The 15,712-nt window shown below is 71.8% G+C and carries 14 protein-coding genes; 3 read left to right on the top strand and 11 right to left on the bottom strand.

All coding sequences use genetic code 11. The features are described from left to right. The 5 genes from ruvX to GC092_RS08575 all read right to left on the bottom strand — a co-directional run bounded on the left by ruvX (position 1) and on the right by GC092_RS08575 (position 5,682). The gene (ruvX, locus tag GC092_RS08555; RefSeq protein WP_324011362.1) at positions 1 to 468 is read right to left on the bottom strand and encodes a Holliday junction resolvase RuvX; all 468 of its coding nucleotides are present in this window, start codon (positions 466 to 468) and stop codon (positions 1 to 3) included. Next, the gene (gene alaS, locus GC092_RS08560; RefSeq protein WP_324011363.1) at positions 465 to 3,122 is read right to left on the bottom strand and encodes an alanine--tRNA ligase; all 2,658 of its coding nucleotides are present in this window, start codon (positions 3,120 to 3,122) and stop codon (positions 465 to 467) included. The genes ruvX and alaS overlap by 4 nt, the downstream gene beginning before the upstream one ends. Before the next feature lie 71 nt (positions 3,123 to 3,193). Continuing rightward, positions 3,194 to 3,382, bottom strand: a complete 189-nt coding sequence (locus GC092_RS08565) for a hypothetical protein (RefSeq protein ID WP_271171776.1) — start codon at positions 3,380 to 3,382, stop codon at positions 3,194 to 3,196. A gap of 147 nt (positions 3,383 to 3,529) precedes the next feature. After that, the gene (rpsD, locus tag GC092_RS08570; protein WP_271171775.1) at positions 3,530 to 4,159 is read right to left on the bottom strand and encodes a 30S ribosomal protein S4; all 630 of its coding nucleotides are present in this window, start codon (positions 4,157 to 4,159) and stop codon (positions 3,530 to 3,532) included. Between the two features lie 164 nt (positions 4,160 to 4,323). After that, positions 4,324 to 5,682 (bottom strand): replication-associated recombination protein A, encoded by a 1,359-nt coding sequence (locus GC092_RS08575; protein ID WP_324011364.1) that lies wholly within the window; start codon positions 5,680 to 5,682, stop codon positions 4,324 to 4,326. A gap of 125 nt (positions 5,683 to 5,807) precedes the next feature. Here GC092_RS08575 and GC092_RS08580 point away from each other — a divergent pair, with 125 nt between their 5' ends. The 3 genes from GC092_RS08580 to GC092_RS08590 all read left to right on the top strand — a co-directional run bounded on the left by GC092_RS08580 (position 5,808) and on the right by GC092_RS08590 (position 8,463). Continuing rightward, on the top strand, positions 5,808 to 6,110 hold the full coding sequence (locus GC092_RS08580) for a dioxygenase (protein WP_324011365.1): 303 nt from the start codon (positions 5,808 to 5,810) through the stop codon (positions 6,108 to 6,110). An 87-nt stretch (positions 6,111 to 6,197) separates the two neighbouring features. Continuing rightward, entirely contained in the window at positions 6,198 to 7,778 is a 1,581-nt protein-coding gene (locus GC092_RS08585) for a DUF349 domain-containing protein (RefSeq protein WP_324011366.1), read from the top strand. 97 nt (positions 7,779 to 7,875) lie between these two features. Continuing rightward, positions 7,876 to 8,463: an SAM-dependent methyltransferase gene (locus GC092_RS08590; RefSeq protein ID WP_324011367.1), complete on the top strand. Its 588-nt coding sequence runs from the start codon at positions 7,876 to 7,878 to the stop codon at positions 8,461 to 8,463. Here the strand turns inward: GC092_RS08590 and GC092_RS08595 are convergent. The 6 genes from GC092_RS08595 to ruvA all read right to left on the bottom strand — a co-directional run bounded on the left by GC092_RS08595 (position 8,442) and on the right by ruvA (position 15,676). Then, positions 8,442 to 10,712, bottom strand: a complete 2,271-nt coding sequence (locus GC092_RS08595; RefSeq protein WP_374727728.1) for a RelA/SpoT family protein — start codon at positions 10,710 to 10,712, stop codon at positions 8,442 to 8,444. The genes GC092_RS08590 and GC092_RS08595 overlap by 22 nt on opposite strands. A 43-nt stretch (positions 10,713 to 10,755) precedes the next feature. Further along, positions 10,756 to 11,727, bottom strand: coding sequence for a protein translocase subunit SecF (secF, locus tag GC092_RS08600; protein ID WP_271171769.1), 972 nt, complete (start codon positions 11,725 to 11,727; stop codon positions 10,756 to 10,758). After that, positions 11,727 to 13,424 carry a protein translocase subunit SecD gene (secD, locus tag GC092_RS08605; RefSeq protein ID WP_324011368.1) on the bottom strand — a complete coding sequence of 566 codons (1,698 nt, stop codon included), beginning with the start codon at positions 13,422 to 13,424 and terminating at the stop codon, positions 11,727 to 11,729. Before secD ends, secF begins: the two co-directional genes overlap by 1 nt. Before the next feature lie 64 nt (positions 13,425 to 13,488). After that, positions 13,489 to 13,935 carry a preprotein translocase subunit YajC gene (locus tag GC092_RS08610; protein WP_271171767.1) on the bottom strand — a complete coding sequence of 149 codons (447 nt, stop codon included), beginning with the start codon at positions 13,933 to 13,935 and terminating at the stop codon, positions 13,489 to 13,491. Positions 13,936 to 14,022: 87 nt separating this feature from the next. Next, complete coding sequence (gene ruvB, locus GC092_RS08615; RefSeq protein ID WP_282977660.1) at positions 14,023 to 15,063, bottom strand: Holliday junction branch migration DNA helicase RuvB; 1,041 nt, start codon at positions 15,061 to 15,063, stop codon at positions 14,023 to 14,025. Beyond that, positions 15,056 to 15,676 carry a Holliday junction branch migration protein RuvA gene (gene ruvA / locus GC092_RS08620; protein ID WP_324011369.1) on the bottom strand — a complete coding sequence of 207 codons (621 nt, stop codon included), beginning with the start codon at positions 15,674 to 15,676 and terminating at the stop codon, positions 15,056 to 15,058. Before ruvA ends, ruvB begins: the two co-directional genes overlap by 8 nt. Between the last annotated feature and the right edge of the window lie 36 nt (positions 15,677 to 15,712).

The following is a 15,712-nucleotide window of genomic DNA, read 5'->3' on the forward strand; positions in this document are numbered from 1 at the left end:
CTACTCCAAACCGGTGCGGACGGCGATCCCGGGGGCGACCCCCGTCTGCTTCTCCGTGTCGACCGCGTGCTGCAGCAGCACGACCGCGGCGACCTGGTCGACAATGCTACGCGACCCCTTCTGGGATCGGCCGGACTGCCGCAGCGCCGTGTGAGCGCTCACGGTGCTGAGCCGCTCGTCGACCATGCGCACGGGCGCCGCCTGCGCGGTCGCGAGCTCGGCGGCGAAGTCCCGTGCATCCTGCGTCGAGGGCGTGTCGTCGCCGCGCATGTTGAGCGGGAGCCCGACGACGATCTCGACCGGCTCGTGCTCGGCCGCGAGCTCGACGAGCCGCGCGATCGAGCGGTCGTCGCGCGGCACGGTCTCGACCGGCACGGCGAGCATCCCGTCGGGGTCGCACCGCGCGACGCCGACGCGCGCCTTCCCCACGTCGACGCCGAGGCGGACGCCCCGGCGGAACCCGGTCATGCAGCGAGACCCGCGCGCACCGCGTCGAGCGCGGCCGGCAGGGCGGTCGCGTCGGCGCCGCCGCCCTGCGCCATGTCGTCGCGCCCGCCTCCGCCGCCGCCGAGAGCGGCGGCTGCGGCCTTCGCGAGCGCTCCGGCCTTCGCGCCGGCGCTCCGGGCAGCCTCGTTGGTCGCGACGATGACGACGGGCCGTCCCGACACCTCGGCGCCGAGGGCCACCACGGCCGCATCCGCCCCGAGCCGGTCGCGCACCTGTGTCACGAGGGCGCGCACGTCGTCGGGCGAGCCGACCGATCCGAGGGACTCCGCGACGACCCGGTAGGCGCCCGTGCGCACCGCGGCGTCCGCGAGGGCCGGCACGCGCTCGGCGAGGGCCTTCGCCTCGAACTGGGCGATCCGCTTCTCAGCCGCCTTGAGGGCGGCGGCGAGCTCGGAGACCCGCGCCGGCAGCTGCTCCTTCGGCGTCTTGAGGGCGGCCGTGAGCTCGTTCACGAGAGCGCGCTCGGCGGTCAGCTCGCGGAAAGCGTCGAGCCCGACCAGGGCCTCGACCCGGCGGTTGGACGCGCCGACCGAGGACTCGCCCGTGATGCTGATGAGCCCCACCTCCGCCGACGTCGACACGTGCGTGCCGCCGCAGAGCTCGCGCGACCACGGTCCGCCGATGTCGACCATCCGGACCTTCTCGCCGTACTTCTCGCCGAACAGCGCCATCGCGCCCGCGGCCTTCGCCTCGTCCAGCGACAGCACGCGCGTGGTCACCTCGAGGTTGTCCCGCACGGCGTTGTTGGCGATCTCCTCGATCTCGCTCCGCGTGGCGGGGCTCAGCGCCTGACCCCATGTGAAGTCGAAGCGGAGGTATCCCGCGCGGTTGAGCGAGCCGGCCTGCGTCGCGCCCTTGCCGAGCGTGTCGCGCAGCGCGGCGTGCACGAGGTGCGTCGCGGAGTGCGCCTGCGTCGCGGCGCGGCGGTTCGCCGCGTCGACGACCGTCGTCGCGGGCTGGCCGACGCCGACCTCGCCGCGCGTGACCTCGACCGTGTGGCTCACGAGGCCCGCGACCGGGCGCTGGACGTCGAGCACCTCGAGCTCGAAGCCCGGGCCCACGATCGTGCCCTTGTCGGCGACCTGTCCGCCCGACTCGGCGTACAGCGAGGTCTCCGCGAGGATGACCTCGGCGATCTGCCCCTCGAGCGCCTGCGGCACGCTGAGGCCGTCGACGAGCACGCCGAGCACGGTCGACTCGGTCTCGAGATCGGTGTACCCCGTGAACTGGGTCTCGCCGAGCGCGCGGAACTCGCGGTACACGCCGACGTCGGCGATCGCGCGCTTGCGGGAGCGGGCGTCGGCCTTCGCGCGCTGCTTCTGCTCCTGCATGAGCGCGTCGAAGGCGTCGCGGTCGACGCCGAGTCCGGCCTCCTCGGCGATCTCGAGGGTGAGGTCGATCGGGAAGCCGTAGGTGTCGTGCAGGAGGAACGCCTCGGGGCCCGCGAGCGTCGTGCCGCCGGCCGCCTTCGTCTTCGACACGGCCGTGTCGAGGATGGTCGAGCCCGCCGTGAGCGTGCGCAGGAAGGTCTCCTCCTCGGCGAAGGCGTACGACGAGATCCGCTGCCAGTCGGACTCGACCTCGGGGTAGCCGGCCTTCATGGCGTCGCGCGACGCCTCGAAGAGCGCGGGGAAGGTGGCCTCCTCGACGCCGAGCAGGCGCATCGAGCGGACCGTGCGCCGCATGAGCCGGCGCAGGATGTAGCCCCGGCCCTCGTTCGACGGCGTGACGCCGTCGCTGAGGAGCATGAGCGACGAGCGGACGTGGTCGGCGATCACGCGGAAGCGCACGTCGTCGCCGTGGTCGACCCCGTAGCGGCGGCCGGAGAGCTCGACCGCGCGGTCGAGCACGGGACGCACCTGGTCGGTCTCGTACATGTTCTCGACGCCCTGCTTGAGGAACGCGACGCGCTCGAGGCCCATGCCCGTGTCGATGTTCTTCTTCGGCAGCTCGCCGACGATGTCGAACTCGGTCTTGGACCGCACGTTCTCGATCGCGTTCTGCATGAACACGAGGTTCCAGATCTCGAGGAAGCGGCTGTCGTCGACCGCGGGCCCGCCGTCGCGGCCGTAGGCGGGGCCCCGGTCGACGTAGATCTCCGAGCACGGTCCGGCCGGTCCCGGCTGGCCGGTCGTCCAGAAGTTGTCCGCGCGCCCGAGTCGCTGGATGCGCTCCGCGGGGATGCCGGCGACCTTCCGCCACAGCGCGGCGGCCTCGTCGTCGTCCTCGTACACCGTGACCCACAGGTCGCGCTCGGCGAACCCGAGCCCGCCATCCGCCTCGCTCGTCGTGAGGAGCTCCCACGCGTACGCGATCGCGCCCTCCTTGAAGTAGTCGCCGAACGACCAGTTGCCGAGCATCTGGAAGAACGTGCCGTGGCGGGCGGTCTTGCCGACCTCCTCGATGTCGTTCGTCCGGATGCACTTCTGCACATCGGCCGCGCGCGGGTACGGTGCCGGCACCACTCCCGTCAGGTACGGGATGAACGGCACCATGCCCGCGATCGTGAACATGATCGACGGGTCGTCGCTCACGAGCGACGCCGAGGGCACGATGGTGTGGTCGTTCTTCTCGAAGTAGTCGAGGTAGCGCTGCGCGATCTCCGCGGTCTTCATGAGGTGGGGATTCGTCCTTGCTGTACGTGCGAAAGCGGCCGCCGATCGGGCGGCCGCGGGAACGTCGAGGGTCAGGCGTCGACGGCGGCGCCGCGGCGGGCTGCCTCCGCGTTGTAGGCATCCGACATGCGCTCGGTGAACTCGTCGATGCGCGCGTCGATCGCCGCGAGGAGCTCGTGGCCGCGGGGGTCCTTGTTCATGAGGTGCGCGACGACGAGGCCGCCCCCGATGCCGAGCAGGAACCACAGCAGCTTCTTCATGTCATCCGTCCTCGCGCCCGTCGCGTCCGTCGGCGCCGCGCGTGCGGCGCGGCGTCCTCCCATCCTAGTTCCGAAAGGGAGCGCGAAAGCGAGAGGGCGCCGGGGCCGAAGCCCCGACGCCCTCCCGACGCGCGTCGCGATGCGCGATCAGCGCGCCGCGTAGTACTCGACGACGAGCTGCACGTCGCAGGTGACGGGCACCTCGACGCGCTTCGGACGACGCACGAGCTTCGCCTGGAGCTTGTCGAGCTCGACCTCGATGTAGCCCGGGACCGGGGGCAGGACCTCGGCGTGACCGCCGGCCGCTGCGACCTGGAAGGGCTCCAGCGCCTCGCTCTTGGCCTTGACCTCGATGGTCTGGCCCGGCTTCACGCGGAACGAGGGACGGTCGACGATCTTGCCGTCGACGAGGATGTGGCGGTGCACCACGAACTGGCGAGCCTGCGCCGTCGTGCGGGCGAAGCCCGAACGCAGCACGAGGGCGTCGAGGCGCATCTCGAGGAGCTCGACGAGGTTCTCACCCGTCAGGCCGTCCTGGCGACGGGCCTCGTTGAACGCGATGCGCAGCTGCTTCTCGCGGATGCCGTACTGCTCGCGCAGACGCTGCTTCTCACGCAGGCGGACGGCGTAGTCGCTGTCGGCCTTGCGCTTGGTGCGGCCGTGCTGGCCGGGGCCGTAGGGGCGCTTCTCGAGGTAGCGCGCGGCCTTCGGGGTGAGCGCGACGCCGAGCGCGCGCGAGAGGCGGACCTTGCGGCGGTCCTGGGACTTGGTGACCATGGTTTCCTTTCACGTGGCCGCGACTGTCGCGGACACACGGACGTACATCGCTCTTCTCCCGTTGTGGGCGTACGCCGGACTGCCCGGAGGAATGCGAAGAGGGATGTGCCCGGATTTCGAGCCGACTCAGCTTATCAGACCGCGCCGGCGACGCCGCTCGGCGATCAGCCCTCGAGGATGCGGCGGATGCGCTCGAGCCGTGCCGACACCTCGCGCTCGCCGCCGTGGTTCGTCGGCTCGTAGTAGCGCGTGCCGACGAGCTCATCCGGCAGGTACTGCTGCGGCACGACGCCGACGTCGCTGTCGTGCGGATAGAGGTAGCCCTTGCCGTGCCCGAGGCGCTTCGCCCCCGCGTAGTGCGCGTCACGGAGGTGCTTCGGCACGGGCCCCATCCGCCCGGCCTTCACATCCGCGATCGCCGAGCTGATCGCACGGTACGCGGCGTTCGACTTCGCCGCGGTCGCGAGGTAGATCGTCGCCTCGGCGAGCGGGATGCGCCCCTCCGGCATGCCGATGAAGGCGACCGCGTCGGCCGCGGCGACCGCGATCTGGAGCGCCTGCGGGTCGGCGAGACCGATGTCCTCCGCGGCGTGGACGACGAGGCGGCGCGCGATGAAGCGCGGATCCTCCCCCGCCTCGATCATCCGCGCGAGGTAGTGCACGGCGGCGTCGGGGTCGGAGCCCCTGATCGACTTGATGAACGCGCTGATGACGTCGTAGTGCTCGTCGCCCTGGCGGTCGTACCGCAGGAGCGCGCGGTCGACGGCCTGGGACACGTGGTCGGCGGTGATCAGGGGCCGGACGTCGGCGTCTCGCTCCTCTGCCGTCGCGCGGTCGTCCGCCGCCTCCGACGCGGCGACCCCCGCGCTCGCCTCGAGCGCCGTGAGCGCCCGTCGCGCGTCGCCCGACGCGAGCTGGATGAGCGCGGCGCGCGCCTCGGGCGCCAGCACGACCGCGTCGGCGAGTCCGCGCGCATCGGACACGGCGCGGTCGATGAGCGAGCCGAGGTCGTCGTCGGTGAGCGGCTGGAGCGTGAGGAGGAGCGAGCGCGACAGCAGCGGCGAGATCACCGAGAACGACGGGTTCTCGGTGGTCGCCGCGATGAGGATGACCCAGCCGTTCTCGACGCCAGGGAGGAGCGCGTCCTGCTGCGCCTTCGTGAACCGGTGGATCTCGTCGAGGAAGAGGATGGTCGACTGCCCGTACAGGTCGCGCTGATTGAGCGCCTCCTGCATGACCTCGCGCACATCCTTCACGCCCGCGGTGATCGCCGACAGCTCGACGAAGCGGCGGCCCGACGAGCGCGCGATGGCCTGCGCGAGCGTCGTCTTCCCCGTGCCGGGAGGCCCCCAGAGGATGACCGAGACGGTGCCGGGCTTGGTCGCGTTCGGATCGGCGAGGGCGACGATCGGCGAGCCCGGCCGCAGCAGGTGCGCCTGGCCGGCGACCTCGCTCAGCGACGTCGGGCGCATGCGCACGGCGAGCGGCGTCTGCCCCTGGAAGAGCGCGGAGGCGGAGGTCATCGTTCCAGGCTAGTCCGGACCGCCGACACCGGCCTGGGCCAGGGCGACACGGCACGGGTTTGGGAGCCCGCGGGACGGCGGCGTAGTCTCTTGCCCGGCTCAGACCGTGAACGAAGGAGAATCCGTTGGCCAACGGGAAGAACCGTGCCGAGCGCGAGGCGCGTGAGCGCGCGCGTCTGTACGAGGCCCGCAGGCGTCTCCACGAGACGCAGGTCGCCCGACGTCGACGCGACAACGTCATCGCCCTGAGCGCCGCCGCCGTCGTCATCGCGGGCGCCATCGCGGCGCAGGCGCTGTTCTACTCCGTCGGCCCCGGCGCACCGGAGCCGACCCCCACGCCGTCGCCGACCGGAACCACCGTCCCGGCGCCGCTCGAGACGCCCGCGGCCACGACGCCCGCACCCTCGGAGACGCCCGCAGCGGAATGACGTCCGCCGCAGACCGCGGCCACGCCCCGTACTAGGCTGGGGCGCGTCCTGTTCCCCTCCCGCGGATGCCCGCGCAAGGAGATTCCTGTGTCGATTCCCGAGCACACCCCCCAGACCGACTCCACGCCCGAGGAGGCGGCCGTCGCGGCCGACGTCGAAGCGACGACCGCCGACGCGGACGCGCTCACGGAGAAGGCCATCGCCGACAGCGCCGTCGTCGAGGCCGGCGAGGTCCCCGCCCCCGACGGCGATGACGCCGCGAGCCCGGCGGCTCCCGCCGACGAGACGCCCGCCGAGGACGCACCCGTTCCGACGGACGAGACCCCGGCCGAGGCCGAGCCCGCGCCCGCCGCCGAGGCGCCCGCCCCCGTTCCGTCGCCGCGTCCGGGTCCTCCGGCTCCTGCGCCGTCCGCCGAGCCGACCGAGCCCGGCGCCGTCGTCGTCGAGGAGACCTGGGGCCGGGTGACCGAGAACGGCGTCGTGTCCGTCCGCGAGGGCGACCAGTGGCGCGTCGTCGGCGAGTTCCCCGACGGCACGCCGCAGGAGGCGCTCGACTACTTCGTGCGCAAGTTCGCCGACCTCGAGTTCAAGGTCGCGACCCTCGAGCAGCGCCACACGCGCGGCGGCGCCTCCGCGAGCGACCTGCGCGGTCAGGCCACCCGCCTTCAGAAGGACGTCGTCGGCGCGACGGCCGTGGGCGACCTCGCCGGCCTCGAGAAGCGGCTGACGACGCTCATCGAGGCGCTCGCCGAGGCGACGGCCGAGGAGGCCGCGGCCGCCCGCGCCGCCGTCGAGGCCGCGATCGTCGAGCGCACCGCGATCGTCGAGAAGGCCGAGGCCCTCGCGGCGCGCGATCCCAAGACGGTCCAGTGGAAGCAGGCGACGGCCGAGCTGTCCGACCTCTTCGCGGCCTGGCAGAACCACCAGCAGAACGGGCCGCGCCTCCCCAAGGCGCAGGCGCAGGCGCTGTGGAAGCGATTCCGCGACGCCCGCTCGACGGTCGAGCGTCAGCGTCGCGCGTTCTTCGCCGAGCTCGACGAGGTGCACAAGGCCGCGCGGGACGCGAAGAACCGCCTCATCGAGCGGGCCGAGGCGCTCGCGCCGCGCGGCGAGGAGGGCATCCCCGCCTACCGCACGCTCCTCGACGAGTGGAAGCGCTCGGGCCGCGCAGGCCGCAAGGCCGACGACGCGCTGTGGGCGCGCTTCAAGGCGGCCGGCGACGCCCTGTACCAGGCGCGCGCCGAGCGCGACGCCGCCGAGCAGGCCGAGTCGGCTCCCCGCATCGAGGCGCGCAAGGCCCTGCTCGAGGAGGCGAAGGTCGTCCCGGACACGAAGGACCTCACCGAGGCGCGCCGCATCCTGACGGGCATCCAGCGCCGCTGGGACGAGGTGGGCCGCATCTTCCCGCGCGACGTCGAGCGCGGGCTCGACGACCAGCTCCGCAAGATCGAGCAGGAGCTCAAGCAGCGCGAGGACCTCGACTGGAAGCGCAACAACCCCGAGACGAAGGCCCGCGCCAACGACCTCGGCAGCCAGCTCCGCGAGGCGATCGAGAAGCTCCAGGAGGAGCTCGCCGCCGCCGAGGCGAAGGGCGACCGCAAGGCGATCGCCGACGCCAAGGAGGCGCTCGAGGCCCGACAGGCCTGGCTGCGCGCGATCGGCGGCTGACCGCGCTCCGCAAGCGGCCCTCGTCCACCGGACGGGGGCCGCTTCGTCGTCCACAGGCATCCACGCGACCCCCGACGCGCGCGGGACACTGGCCCGCATGAGCACCGCCGTCCTCTTCCCCGGGCGGCGCTTCAGCGTCGCGGAGCTGCGCGCGGCGTGCCTCGACGGCGAGCTCGTCCCGTTCGGGGAGGGCTTCCTGCCCGCGGACGCGCCCACCCCGCCGCTCGTCCGGGCCGCGGCGCTCGCGCCGCTTCTGTCGCCGAGCTGCGCGTTCGTCGGGATGGCGGCGGCCTGGATCCACGGGGCGACCGGCGAGCCGCCGGATCCGCTCGACGTGCAGCGCGCGGTCCCCTGGCGCATCACCCGCGTCGTCGATCGGCGTCTCCGCTTCCACGACCAGGAGCTCTCCCCCGCCGACGTCGCGCTCCTCGGCGACACCGCGGTCGCCACGCCGGCGCGCACCCTCGCCGACCTGGCACGGGACGCCGCGCGTCCCGATCCGCGAGACCGCGGATCAGCCGATGCCGTGGCGCGCCTCGCGGCCGACGAGTCCACGCGGCGCGCGGCGCTCGCGTGGTTCCGCGCGCATCCTCGGCGCACCCACGCGGTCGCGGCCGTCGCCCTCCTCCACGAGCTCGGACCGGACGGCCGGGGCGCGGCCGATCAGGAGGACGTCACGCGGTAGACGTCGTAGACGCCGTCGATGCGGCGCACGGCGTTCAGCACGCGATCGAGATGCACCGTGTCGCCCATCTCGAACACGTACCGCGAGATCGCGAGGCGCTCGCGCGTCGTGGACACGTTCGCCGACAGGATGTTGACGTGATGCTCGCTGAGCACGCGCGTGATGTCGGACAGGAGGCCTGCGCGGTCGAGGGCCTCGACCTGGATCTGCACGAGGAAGACGCTCTTGGTCGTCGGCGCCCACTCGACGTCGATCATCCGCTCGGGGTTGTCCTTGAGCGCACGGACGTTCGTGCAGTCCGCGCGGTGCACCGAGACGCCCTGCCCGCGCGTGATGAAGCCGACGATCTCGTCCCCGGGCACGGGCGTGCAGCACTTCGCGAGCTTCACGAGGATGTCGTCCGCTCCGCGCACGAGGACCCCGGAGTCCCCGCCGTGCACCTTCCGCTGCGACGCGGTCGCCGGCAGGTCGAGCGGACCCGTGGCGGGCTCGACCGTCTGGTGCAGCGCGGTGACCTTCTCGAGCACCGACTGCGTCGAGGTGTGCCCCTCGCCGACCGCGGCGTAGAGCGCGGAGACGTCCTCGAGGCGCAGCTGGTGCGCGACCTCTGCGAGCGAGTCCTTGAGGTTCTGCAGCGGCATGTTGTGGCGGCGCATCGCGCGCGCGATGGCCTCCTTACCCTGCTCGATGGCCTCGTCGCGGCGCTCCTTCGTGAACCAGCCGCGGATCTTGTTGCGCGCGCGCGAGCTCTTGACGAACGCGAGCCAGTCCTGGCTCGGGCCCGCGTCGGGGTTCTTCGAGGTGAAGACCTCGACGATGTCGCCCGAGTTCAGCTGGGAGTCCAGCGGCACGAGACGTCCGTTGACCTTGGCGCCCATCGTGCGATGGCCGATCTCGGTGTGCACGGCGTAGGCGAAGTCGACGGGGGTCGCGCCCGCGGGCAGGCCGATCACGCGTCCCTTCGGCGTGAAGACGTAGACCTCCTTCGCGCCGATCTCGAAGCGCAGCGAGTCGAGGAACTCGCCCGGATCCTTCGTCTCCGCCTGCCAGTCGCTCAGGCGCGCGACCCAGGCCATGTCGGTGTCGGACAGCCGCTCGTCGACCTGGCCCGAGGCCATCCGCTCCTTGTACTTCCAGTGCGCGGCGACGCCGTACTCCGCCTGCTGGTGCATCTCCTGCGTGCGGATCTGGATCTCGACCGTGCGCCCGCCCGGGCCGATCACGGTCGTGTGCAGGGACCGGTAGAGATTGAACTTGGGGGTCGCGATGTAGTCCTTGAAGCGCCCGGGAAGCGGCGTCCAGCGCGCGTGGATCGCGCCGAGCACCGCGTAGCAGTCGCGCACGCTGCTCACGATCACCCGGATGCCGATCAGGTCGTAGATGTCGTCGAACTCGCGTCCGCGCACGACCATCTTCTGGTACACCGAGTAGAGCTGCTTCGGACGGCCGACGACGGTCCCGCGGATCCGGAGCTCGTGCAGGTCGATGCTCACGTCGTCGATGACGCGCTGCACGTACTGCTCGCGCTGCGGGGTGCGCTGCTTCACGAGGCTGTCGATCTCGTTGTAGATCTTGGGGTACAGCACGGCGAAGGAGAGGTCCTCGAGCTCGGACTTGATCGCCTGGATGCCTAGTCGGTGCGCGAGCGGCGCGTAGATCTCGAGGGTCTCCGTCGCCTTCTTCTTCGCCTTCTCGGGGGGCACGAAGCCCCACGTGCGCGCGTTGTGCAGGCGGTCGGCGAGCTTGATGACGAGCACCCGGATGTCCTTGGACATCGCGACGATCATCTTGCGGACGGTCTCGGCCTGGGCGCTCTCGCCGTACTTGACCTTGTCGAGCTTCGTGACGCCGTCGACGAGGAGCGCCACCTCGTCGCCGAACTCGGCGCGGAGGTCCTCGAGCGGGTACCCCGTGTCCTCGACGGTGTCGTGCAGCAGGGCCGCGGCGATCGCCTTCGGGCCGAGCCCGAGATCCGCGAGGATCTCGGCGACCGCGAGCGGGTGCGTGATGTACGGCTCGCCGCTCTGGCGCTTCTGGCCCCGGTGCTTCTCCGCCGCGACCTGGTACGCGCGCTCGATGATCGCGATGTCGCCGCGCGGGTGGTTCGCGCGCACCGAGGTGAGGAGCTTGGAGAGGTCGGCGTAGCGGGGTGCCCTCGAGAAGATCCGCGGCACGAGCCGGCGCAGGCTCGTCGGGCTCGAGATGCTGTCCGCCATCGCTCTCCTCCCGCGCCCGCCGGGCGTGGACATCATCCTACGCCCGGCCGGACGCGCGCCGGTGCGGGGGTCGCGGTCAAGCCCGGGCCTCGAGCACGCGCGCGTCGCGCTGCGCGATGGCGGGCTCCTTCTCGCGCATGAGCGAGTACAGCGGGGCCGACACGAACAGCGTCGAGTACGTGGCCACGATGATGCCCACGAAGATCGACAGCGAGATGTCGGAGAGGGTCTCCGCGCCCAGCCAGAACACGCCGATGAAGAGGATCGCGGCCACCGGCAGGGCGGCGACGATCGACGTGTTGATCGAGCGGATGAGGGTCTGGTTGACGCCGAGGTTCACCGACTCGCCGAACGTGCGGCCGGAGATCTCGCCGTCCTCCGCGGTGTTCTCGCGGATCTTGTCGAACACGACGGTCGTGTCGTACAGCGAGTAGCCGAGGATCGTCAGGAAGCCGATCACGGCGGCGGGCGAGATCGCGAAGCCCGCGAGCGAGTAGATCCCGATCGTGATGACGAGAACGTCGACGAGGCCGATGATCGCCGCGACGGACATCTTCCACGTGCGGAAGTAGATCGCCAGGATGACGAACGTCAGCAGGAGGAAGACGCCGAGACCCCACAGCGACTGGCGGGTCACGTCGGCGCCCCAGGTCGGGCCGATGAACGAGTCGGTCACCTCGGCCTGATCGACGCCGTACCCCTCGGCGAGGGCGGCGGAGACCTCGCGCGTCTCGTCCTGCGACATCTGCGAGGTCTGCACGCGGATGTCGGCGCCGCCGACGACCGTCACCTTCGCCTCGGCGTCCGGGACGACCGAGTGCACCGCCTCGGTCGCGATCGACTGGTCGGTGCTCGACGGCGCCGACACGGTGTACTGCGACCCGCCGGTGAACTCGATCGACAGCTCGACGCCGCGCACGAACGGCGCGAGCACCGAGAGCGCGATGAGCGCGATCGCGAGGATGAACCAGGTCCTGCGGCGGCCGACGAACGGAACCGACGCCTTGCCCGTGTAGAGGTCGTTGCCCCACTGTGCCATCGAGCGCATCAGACGTTCTCCTCCTTGCCGACGCGCTCGGCTGCGAGGCGCTCGGCTTCCTTCCGTTCCGCGATGGTCTGGCGTCGCTCCGCTTCCCCGCGCGCTCGCTGCGCGCGCGGCGCGACGGCGACGGGCTCGCGGAACTGGGCGCGCCCGCGGTACACGGCGCCGAGCGCCTCGGGGTCGAGGCCGGACAGCGGATGGCCGCCGCCGAAGAAGCGCGTGCGCGCGAGCAGCTGCATGACCGGGTGCGTGAAGATCACGAAGATCAGCACGTCGAGGACGGTCGTGAGCCCCAGGGTGAACGCGAAGCCCTTCACGGTCGCGTCGGCGAGGATGTACAGCACCACGGCGGCGAGGATGTTGATCGACTTCGAGATGTAGATCGTGCGCTTCGCGCGCGCCCAGCCGTCCTCGACCGCCCCGGTGATCGTCTTCCCGTCGCGCAGCTCGTCTCGGATGCGCTCGAAGTAGACGATGAACGAGTCGGCGGTGAAGCCGATCGTCACGATGAGGCCCGCGACGCCCGCGAGCGAGAGGCGGTAGCCGAGGCGCCACGAGAGGATGCAGAGGAGGATGTAGGTGAGCACCGCCATCACGGCGAGCGACGCGATGATCACGAAGCCGAGCGCCCGGTAGCTGATGGCGACGACGTACAGCGCGACGAGCCCGAGTCCGATGAGGCCGGCGATGAGGCCGATCTGCAGCTGCTGCGAGCCGAGCGTCGCGGAGATCGTGTCGGACGAGACGACCTCGAAGCTGATCGGCAGGGCGCCGAACTTCAGCTGATCGGCGAGGGTCTGCGCGGTCTCCTGCGTGATGCCCTGGCCCGAGATGCTCGGGCGCCCGTCGGTGATCACGGCGTCCATGGTCGGCGCCGAGATGACCTTCCCGTCCAGCACGAACGCGAACATGTTGTACGGCTGGGTCTGGCCGTAGAGCGCCTGGCTGACCTCGCCGAAGGTCTCGGTGCCCTCCGCGTCGAAGCGCAGCTGCACGGCCCACTGGCCGTTCTGCTGCTGCACGACCGCCTGCGCGTCGGTGATCGACGAGCCGTCCATCTCGAGCGGCCCGAGGAGGTACTTGGCCGTGCCCGACTCGTCGCACGCGATGAGCGGCTGATCGGGCGACGCCGCGGCCGGGTCGCTCGGCTGGGCGCAGTCGTACGCGAGGTACTCCGCCTGGAGCCGCGGCGTGATCCACGCGGGGTCGTTGCCCGCGGTCGGCTCGGCCGTGGGCGTGGCGGGAAGCGACGGGTCGGGCGTCGGGTAGGGCGTCGTCTCGCCGTCCTCGCCCACGAACGTGTTGGACGCCTGGTTGGCGTACAGCACCTTGCGCAGCTGCATCTGCGCGCTCGCCTGGACGCGCTCGCGCGTCGCGTCGTCGGCGACGCCCGGGATCTGCACGACGATGTTGCTCGCGCCCTGCGTCGTCACCTCGGCCTCGGAGACGCCGGATGCGTCCACGCGCTGGCGGATGATCGTCACCGCCTGGCGCATCTGCTCGTCGGTCGGGGTCGCGCCGTCGGTCTGCGCCTCCAGGATGATCTGCGTGCCGCCCTGGAGGTCGAGCGCGAGCTCGGGGACCCACGAGCTCTTCTGGAACACGTGCACGCCGAGCGCGTTGATGCCGAAGAGCACCGCGGTCAGGGCGAGGAGGCCGGTGAGAGTGCGCAGCGCTCTGCGCGTCGGTGAGGATGTCGCCACGGGACGTCAGCTTTCCGGTCGGCCGACCGCCCCGCTCTCCGCGGGCCGGCCGGTCAGGGAGATGTCAGTTCTTGGGCTTGTCGTCGCCCGGGAGCTCGGTCGAGCCCGTGCCGTCCGCGTCCGGCGTGCGGTCGTCGGTCGTGGGCTTCTCGACGTCGGCGCCGCTGAGGTTGAGCAGCTCCTGCTCGGCGTCGGCCGGCTCCTCGTCCGCCGGAGCGTCCTCGTCGGCCGTCTCCGCGACGGCCGTCTCGGGAGCGAGGTCGATCGCCTGGGCGTGCACCTCGATCACGACGCCGGGCGCGATCTCGACCTCGGCGGGCTTCGTGAGGTCCTCGGGGTCGAAGGCGACGATCGTGCCGAACAGGCCGCTGCGCGTCATGATGCGCGCGCCGGGCACCATCTGCAGCTGGCGGCGCTCCTGCTCCTCCTTCATCTTCTTGGTGCGGCGGCGCGAGCTGATGAACATGAACACCAGCAGCGCGGCCAGGACGACGAGGAGGAGGATATCCATGGAGGAAGCGCCTTTCAGACGTGCGTGAGCCGTCATCGGCTCGGGAGGGTGACGACGCCGGAGAGCCCGACGCGAAGTCTTCAGCGATTATAGGTCATCGAGTTTCAGCGGCGTCTGCCCGTGCGCGGCGTGGGCGACGCCGAGGTGCGCATAGGCCTCGGGGGTCGCGATCCGGCCCCGGGGCGTGCGCCCCATGAAGCCGATGCGGACGAGGTACGGCTCGACCACGCTCTCGACCGTGTCGGCCTCCTCCCCGACCGACACCGCGAGCGTGCCGAGCCCGACGGGGCCGCCGCGGAACCGCCGCACGAGCGCGTCGAGCACTGCCCGGTCGAGGCGATCGAGCCCGATGCGGTCGACGTCGTACAGCTCGAGCGCCGCGCGGACGTCCTCGAGGGAGGCCGCCCTGCCCCCTGCGCGCACGAGCGCGAAGTCGCGCACGCGCCGCAGCAGCCGGTTGGCGATGCGGGGCGTCCCGCGCGATCGGCGGGCGATCTCCTCGCGCTGCGGGCCGGCGAGGTCCATTCCGATCACCCGCGCCGAGCGCGCGATGACCTGCTCGAGCTCCTCGGGCTCGTAGTACTCGAGGTGCGCCGTGAAGCCGAACCGGTCGCGCAGCGGGTTCGGCAGCATTCCCGACCGCGTCGTCGCGCCCACGAGGGTGAACGGCGCCAGGTCGAGCGGGATGCTCGTCGCGCCCGCGCCCTTGCCGACCATGATGTCGATCCGGAAGTCCTCCATCGCGAGGTAGAGCATCTCCTCGGCCGTGCGGGCCATCCGGTGGATCTCGTCGATGAAGAGCACCTCCCCCGGCACGAGGCTCGACAGGAGCGCCGCGAGGTCGCCCGCGTGCTGGATGGCCGGGCCGCTCGACATCCGCAGCGGGCGGCCGCTCTCGTGCGCGACGATCATGGCGAGCGTCGTCTTGCCGAGGCCGGGCGGTCCGGCCAGGAGGATGTGGTCGGCGGGGCGGTCCTGGATGCGCGCGGCGTCGAGGAGGAGCTGGAGCTGGCCGCGCACCTTGTGCTGGCCGACGAACTCCTCGAGGCTCGCGGGACGCAGCGCCCCCTCGATCGCGAGCTCGGTGTCATCTGCGGGCTCGGGCGATGCGATGTCGCGCTCAGCCACGTGCGCCTCCCGGCTGCGCGGGGCCCAGCGCCGCGAGCGTGAGGCGCAGCAGCGCCTGGACCGAGGCGCGATCCGCGTCGGACGCGGTCTCCGCGGCCGCGGCCACTGCATCGGCGGCGACGCGCTCGGGCCATCCGAGCCCCGTCACCGCCTGCGTGACCTGCGACACGACGTCGTGCGGGGCGCCGCCGACGCGCGCCGCCGACGGCGCGGGGGCGGCGAGCTTGCCCTGGAGCTGCAGGGCGATGAGCTTGGCGGTCTTCGGCCCGATGCCGGACACCTTCCGGAACGGCTTGTCGTCCTCGTTCGCGACGGCCTCGGCGATCTGCTCGATCGTGAGGCCCGACAGCACGCCGAGCGCCGACTTCGGGCCCACGCCCGTCACGCCGAGGAGGATCGCGAACACCTCGAGCTCGTCGCGCTCGGCGAACCCGAACAGCGCGAGCTGATCCTCGCGGACGATGAGGTGCGTGTGCAGGAGGATCTGCTCCCCCGTCCGCGCGGTGCGGGCGACGTCGACGGGGACCGCCACGGACAGGCCGACGCCCCCGACCTCGACGACGACGCTGTCGGCGCCGGTGTGCAGCACGGTTCCGCGCAGAGACGAGATCATCCTTCCACCCTACGGCGCGTCGTACCTATGTTCGAG

Source organism: Microbacterium sp. JZ37, assembly GCF_035188445.1.
GTDB lineage: Bacteria > Actinomycetota > Actinomycetes > Actinomycetales > Microbacteriaceae > Microbacterium > Microbacterium barkeri.

Coding starts and splice junctions, on each gene's coding strand:
- ruvX (WP_324011362.1), bottom strand. CDS start 468: ATGACCGGGTTCCGCCGGGGCGTCCGCCTCGGCGTCGACGTGGGGAAG.
- alaS (WP_324011363.1), bottom strand. CDS start 3,122: ATGAAGACCGCGGAGATCGCGCAGCGCTACCTCGACTACTTCGAGAAG.
- GC092_RS08565 (WP_271171776.1), bottom strand. CDS start 3,382: ATGAAGAAGCTGCTGTGGTTCCTGCTCGGCATCGGGGGCGGCCTCGTC.
- rpsD (WP_271171775.1), bottom strand. CDS start 4,159: ATGGTCACCAAGTCCCAGGACCGCCGCAAGGTCCGCCTCTCGCGCGCG.
- GC092_RS08575 (WP_324011364.1), bottom strand. CDS start 5,682: ATGACCTCCGCCTCCGCGCTCTTCCAGGGGCAGACGCCGCTCGCCGTG.
- GC092_RS08590 (WP_324011367.1), top strand. CDS start 7,876: ATGAGCACCGCCGTCCTCTTCCCCGGGCGGCGCTTCAGCGTCGCGGAG.
- GC092_RS08595 (WP_374727728.1), bottom strand. CDS start 10,712: ATGTCCACGCCCGGCGGGCGCGGGAGGAGAGCGATGGCGGACAGCATC.
- secF (WP_271171769.1), bottom strand. CDS start 11,727: ATGCGCTCGATGGCACAGTGGGGCAACGACCTCTACACGGGCAAGGCG.
- GC092_RS08610 (WP_271171767.1), bottom strand. CDS start 13,935: ATGGATATCCTCCTCCTCGTCGTCCTGGCCGCGCTGCTGGTGTTCATG.
- ruvA (WP_324011369.1), bottom strand. CDS start 15,676: ATGATCTCGTCTCTGCGCGGAACCGTGCTGCACACCGGCGCCGACAGC.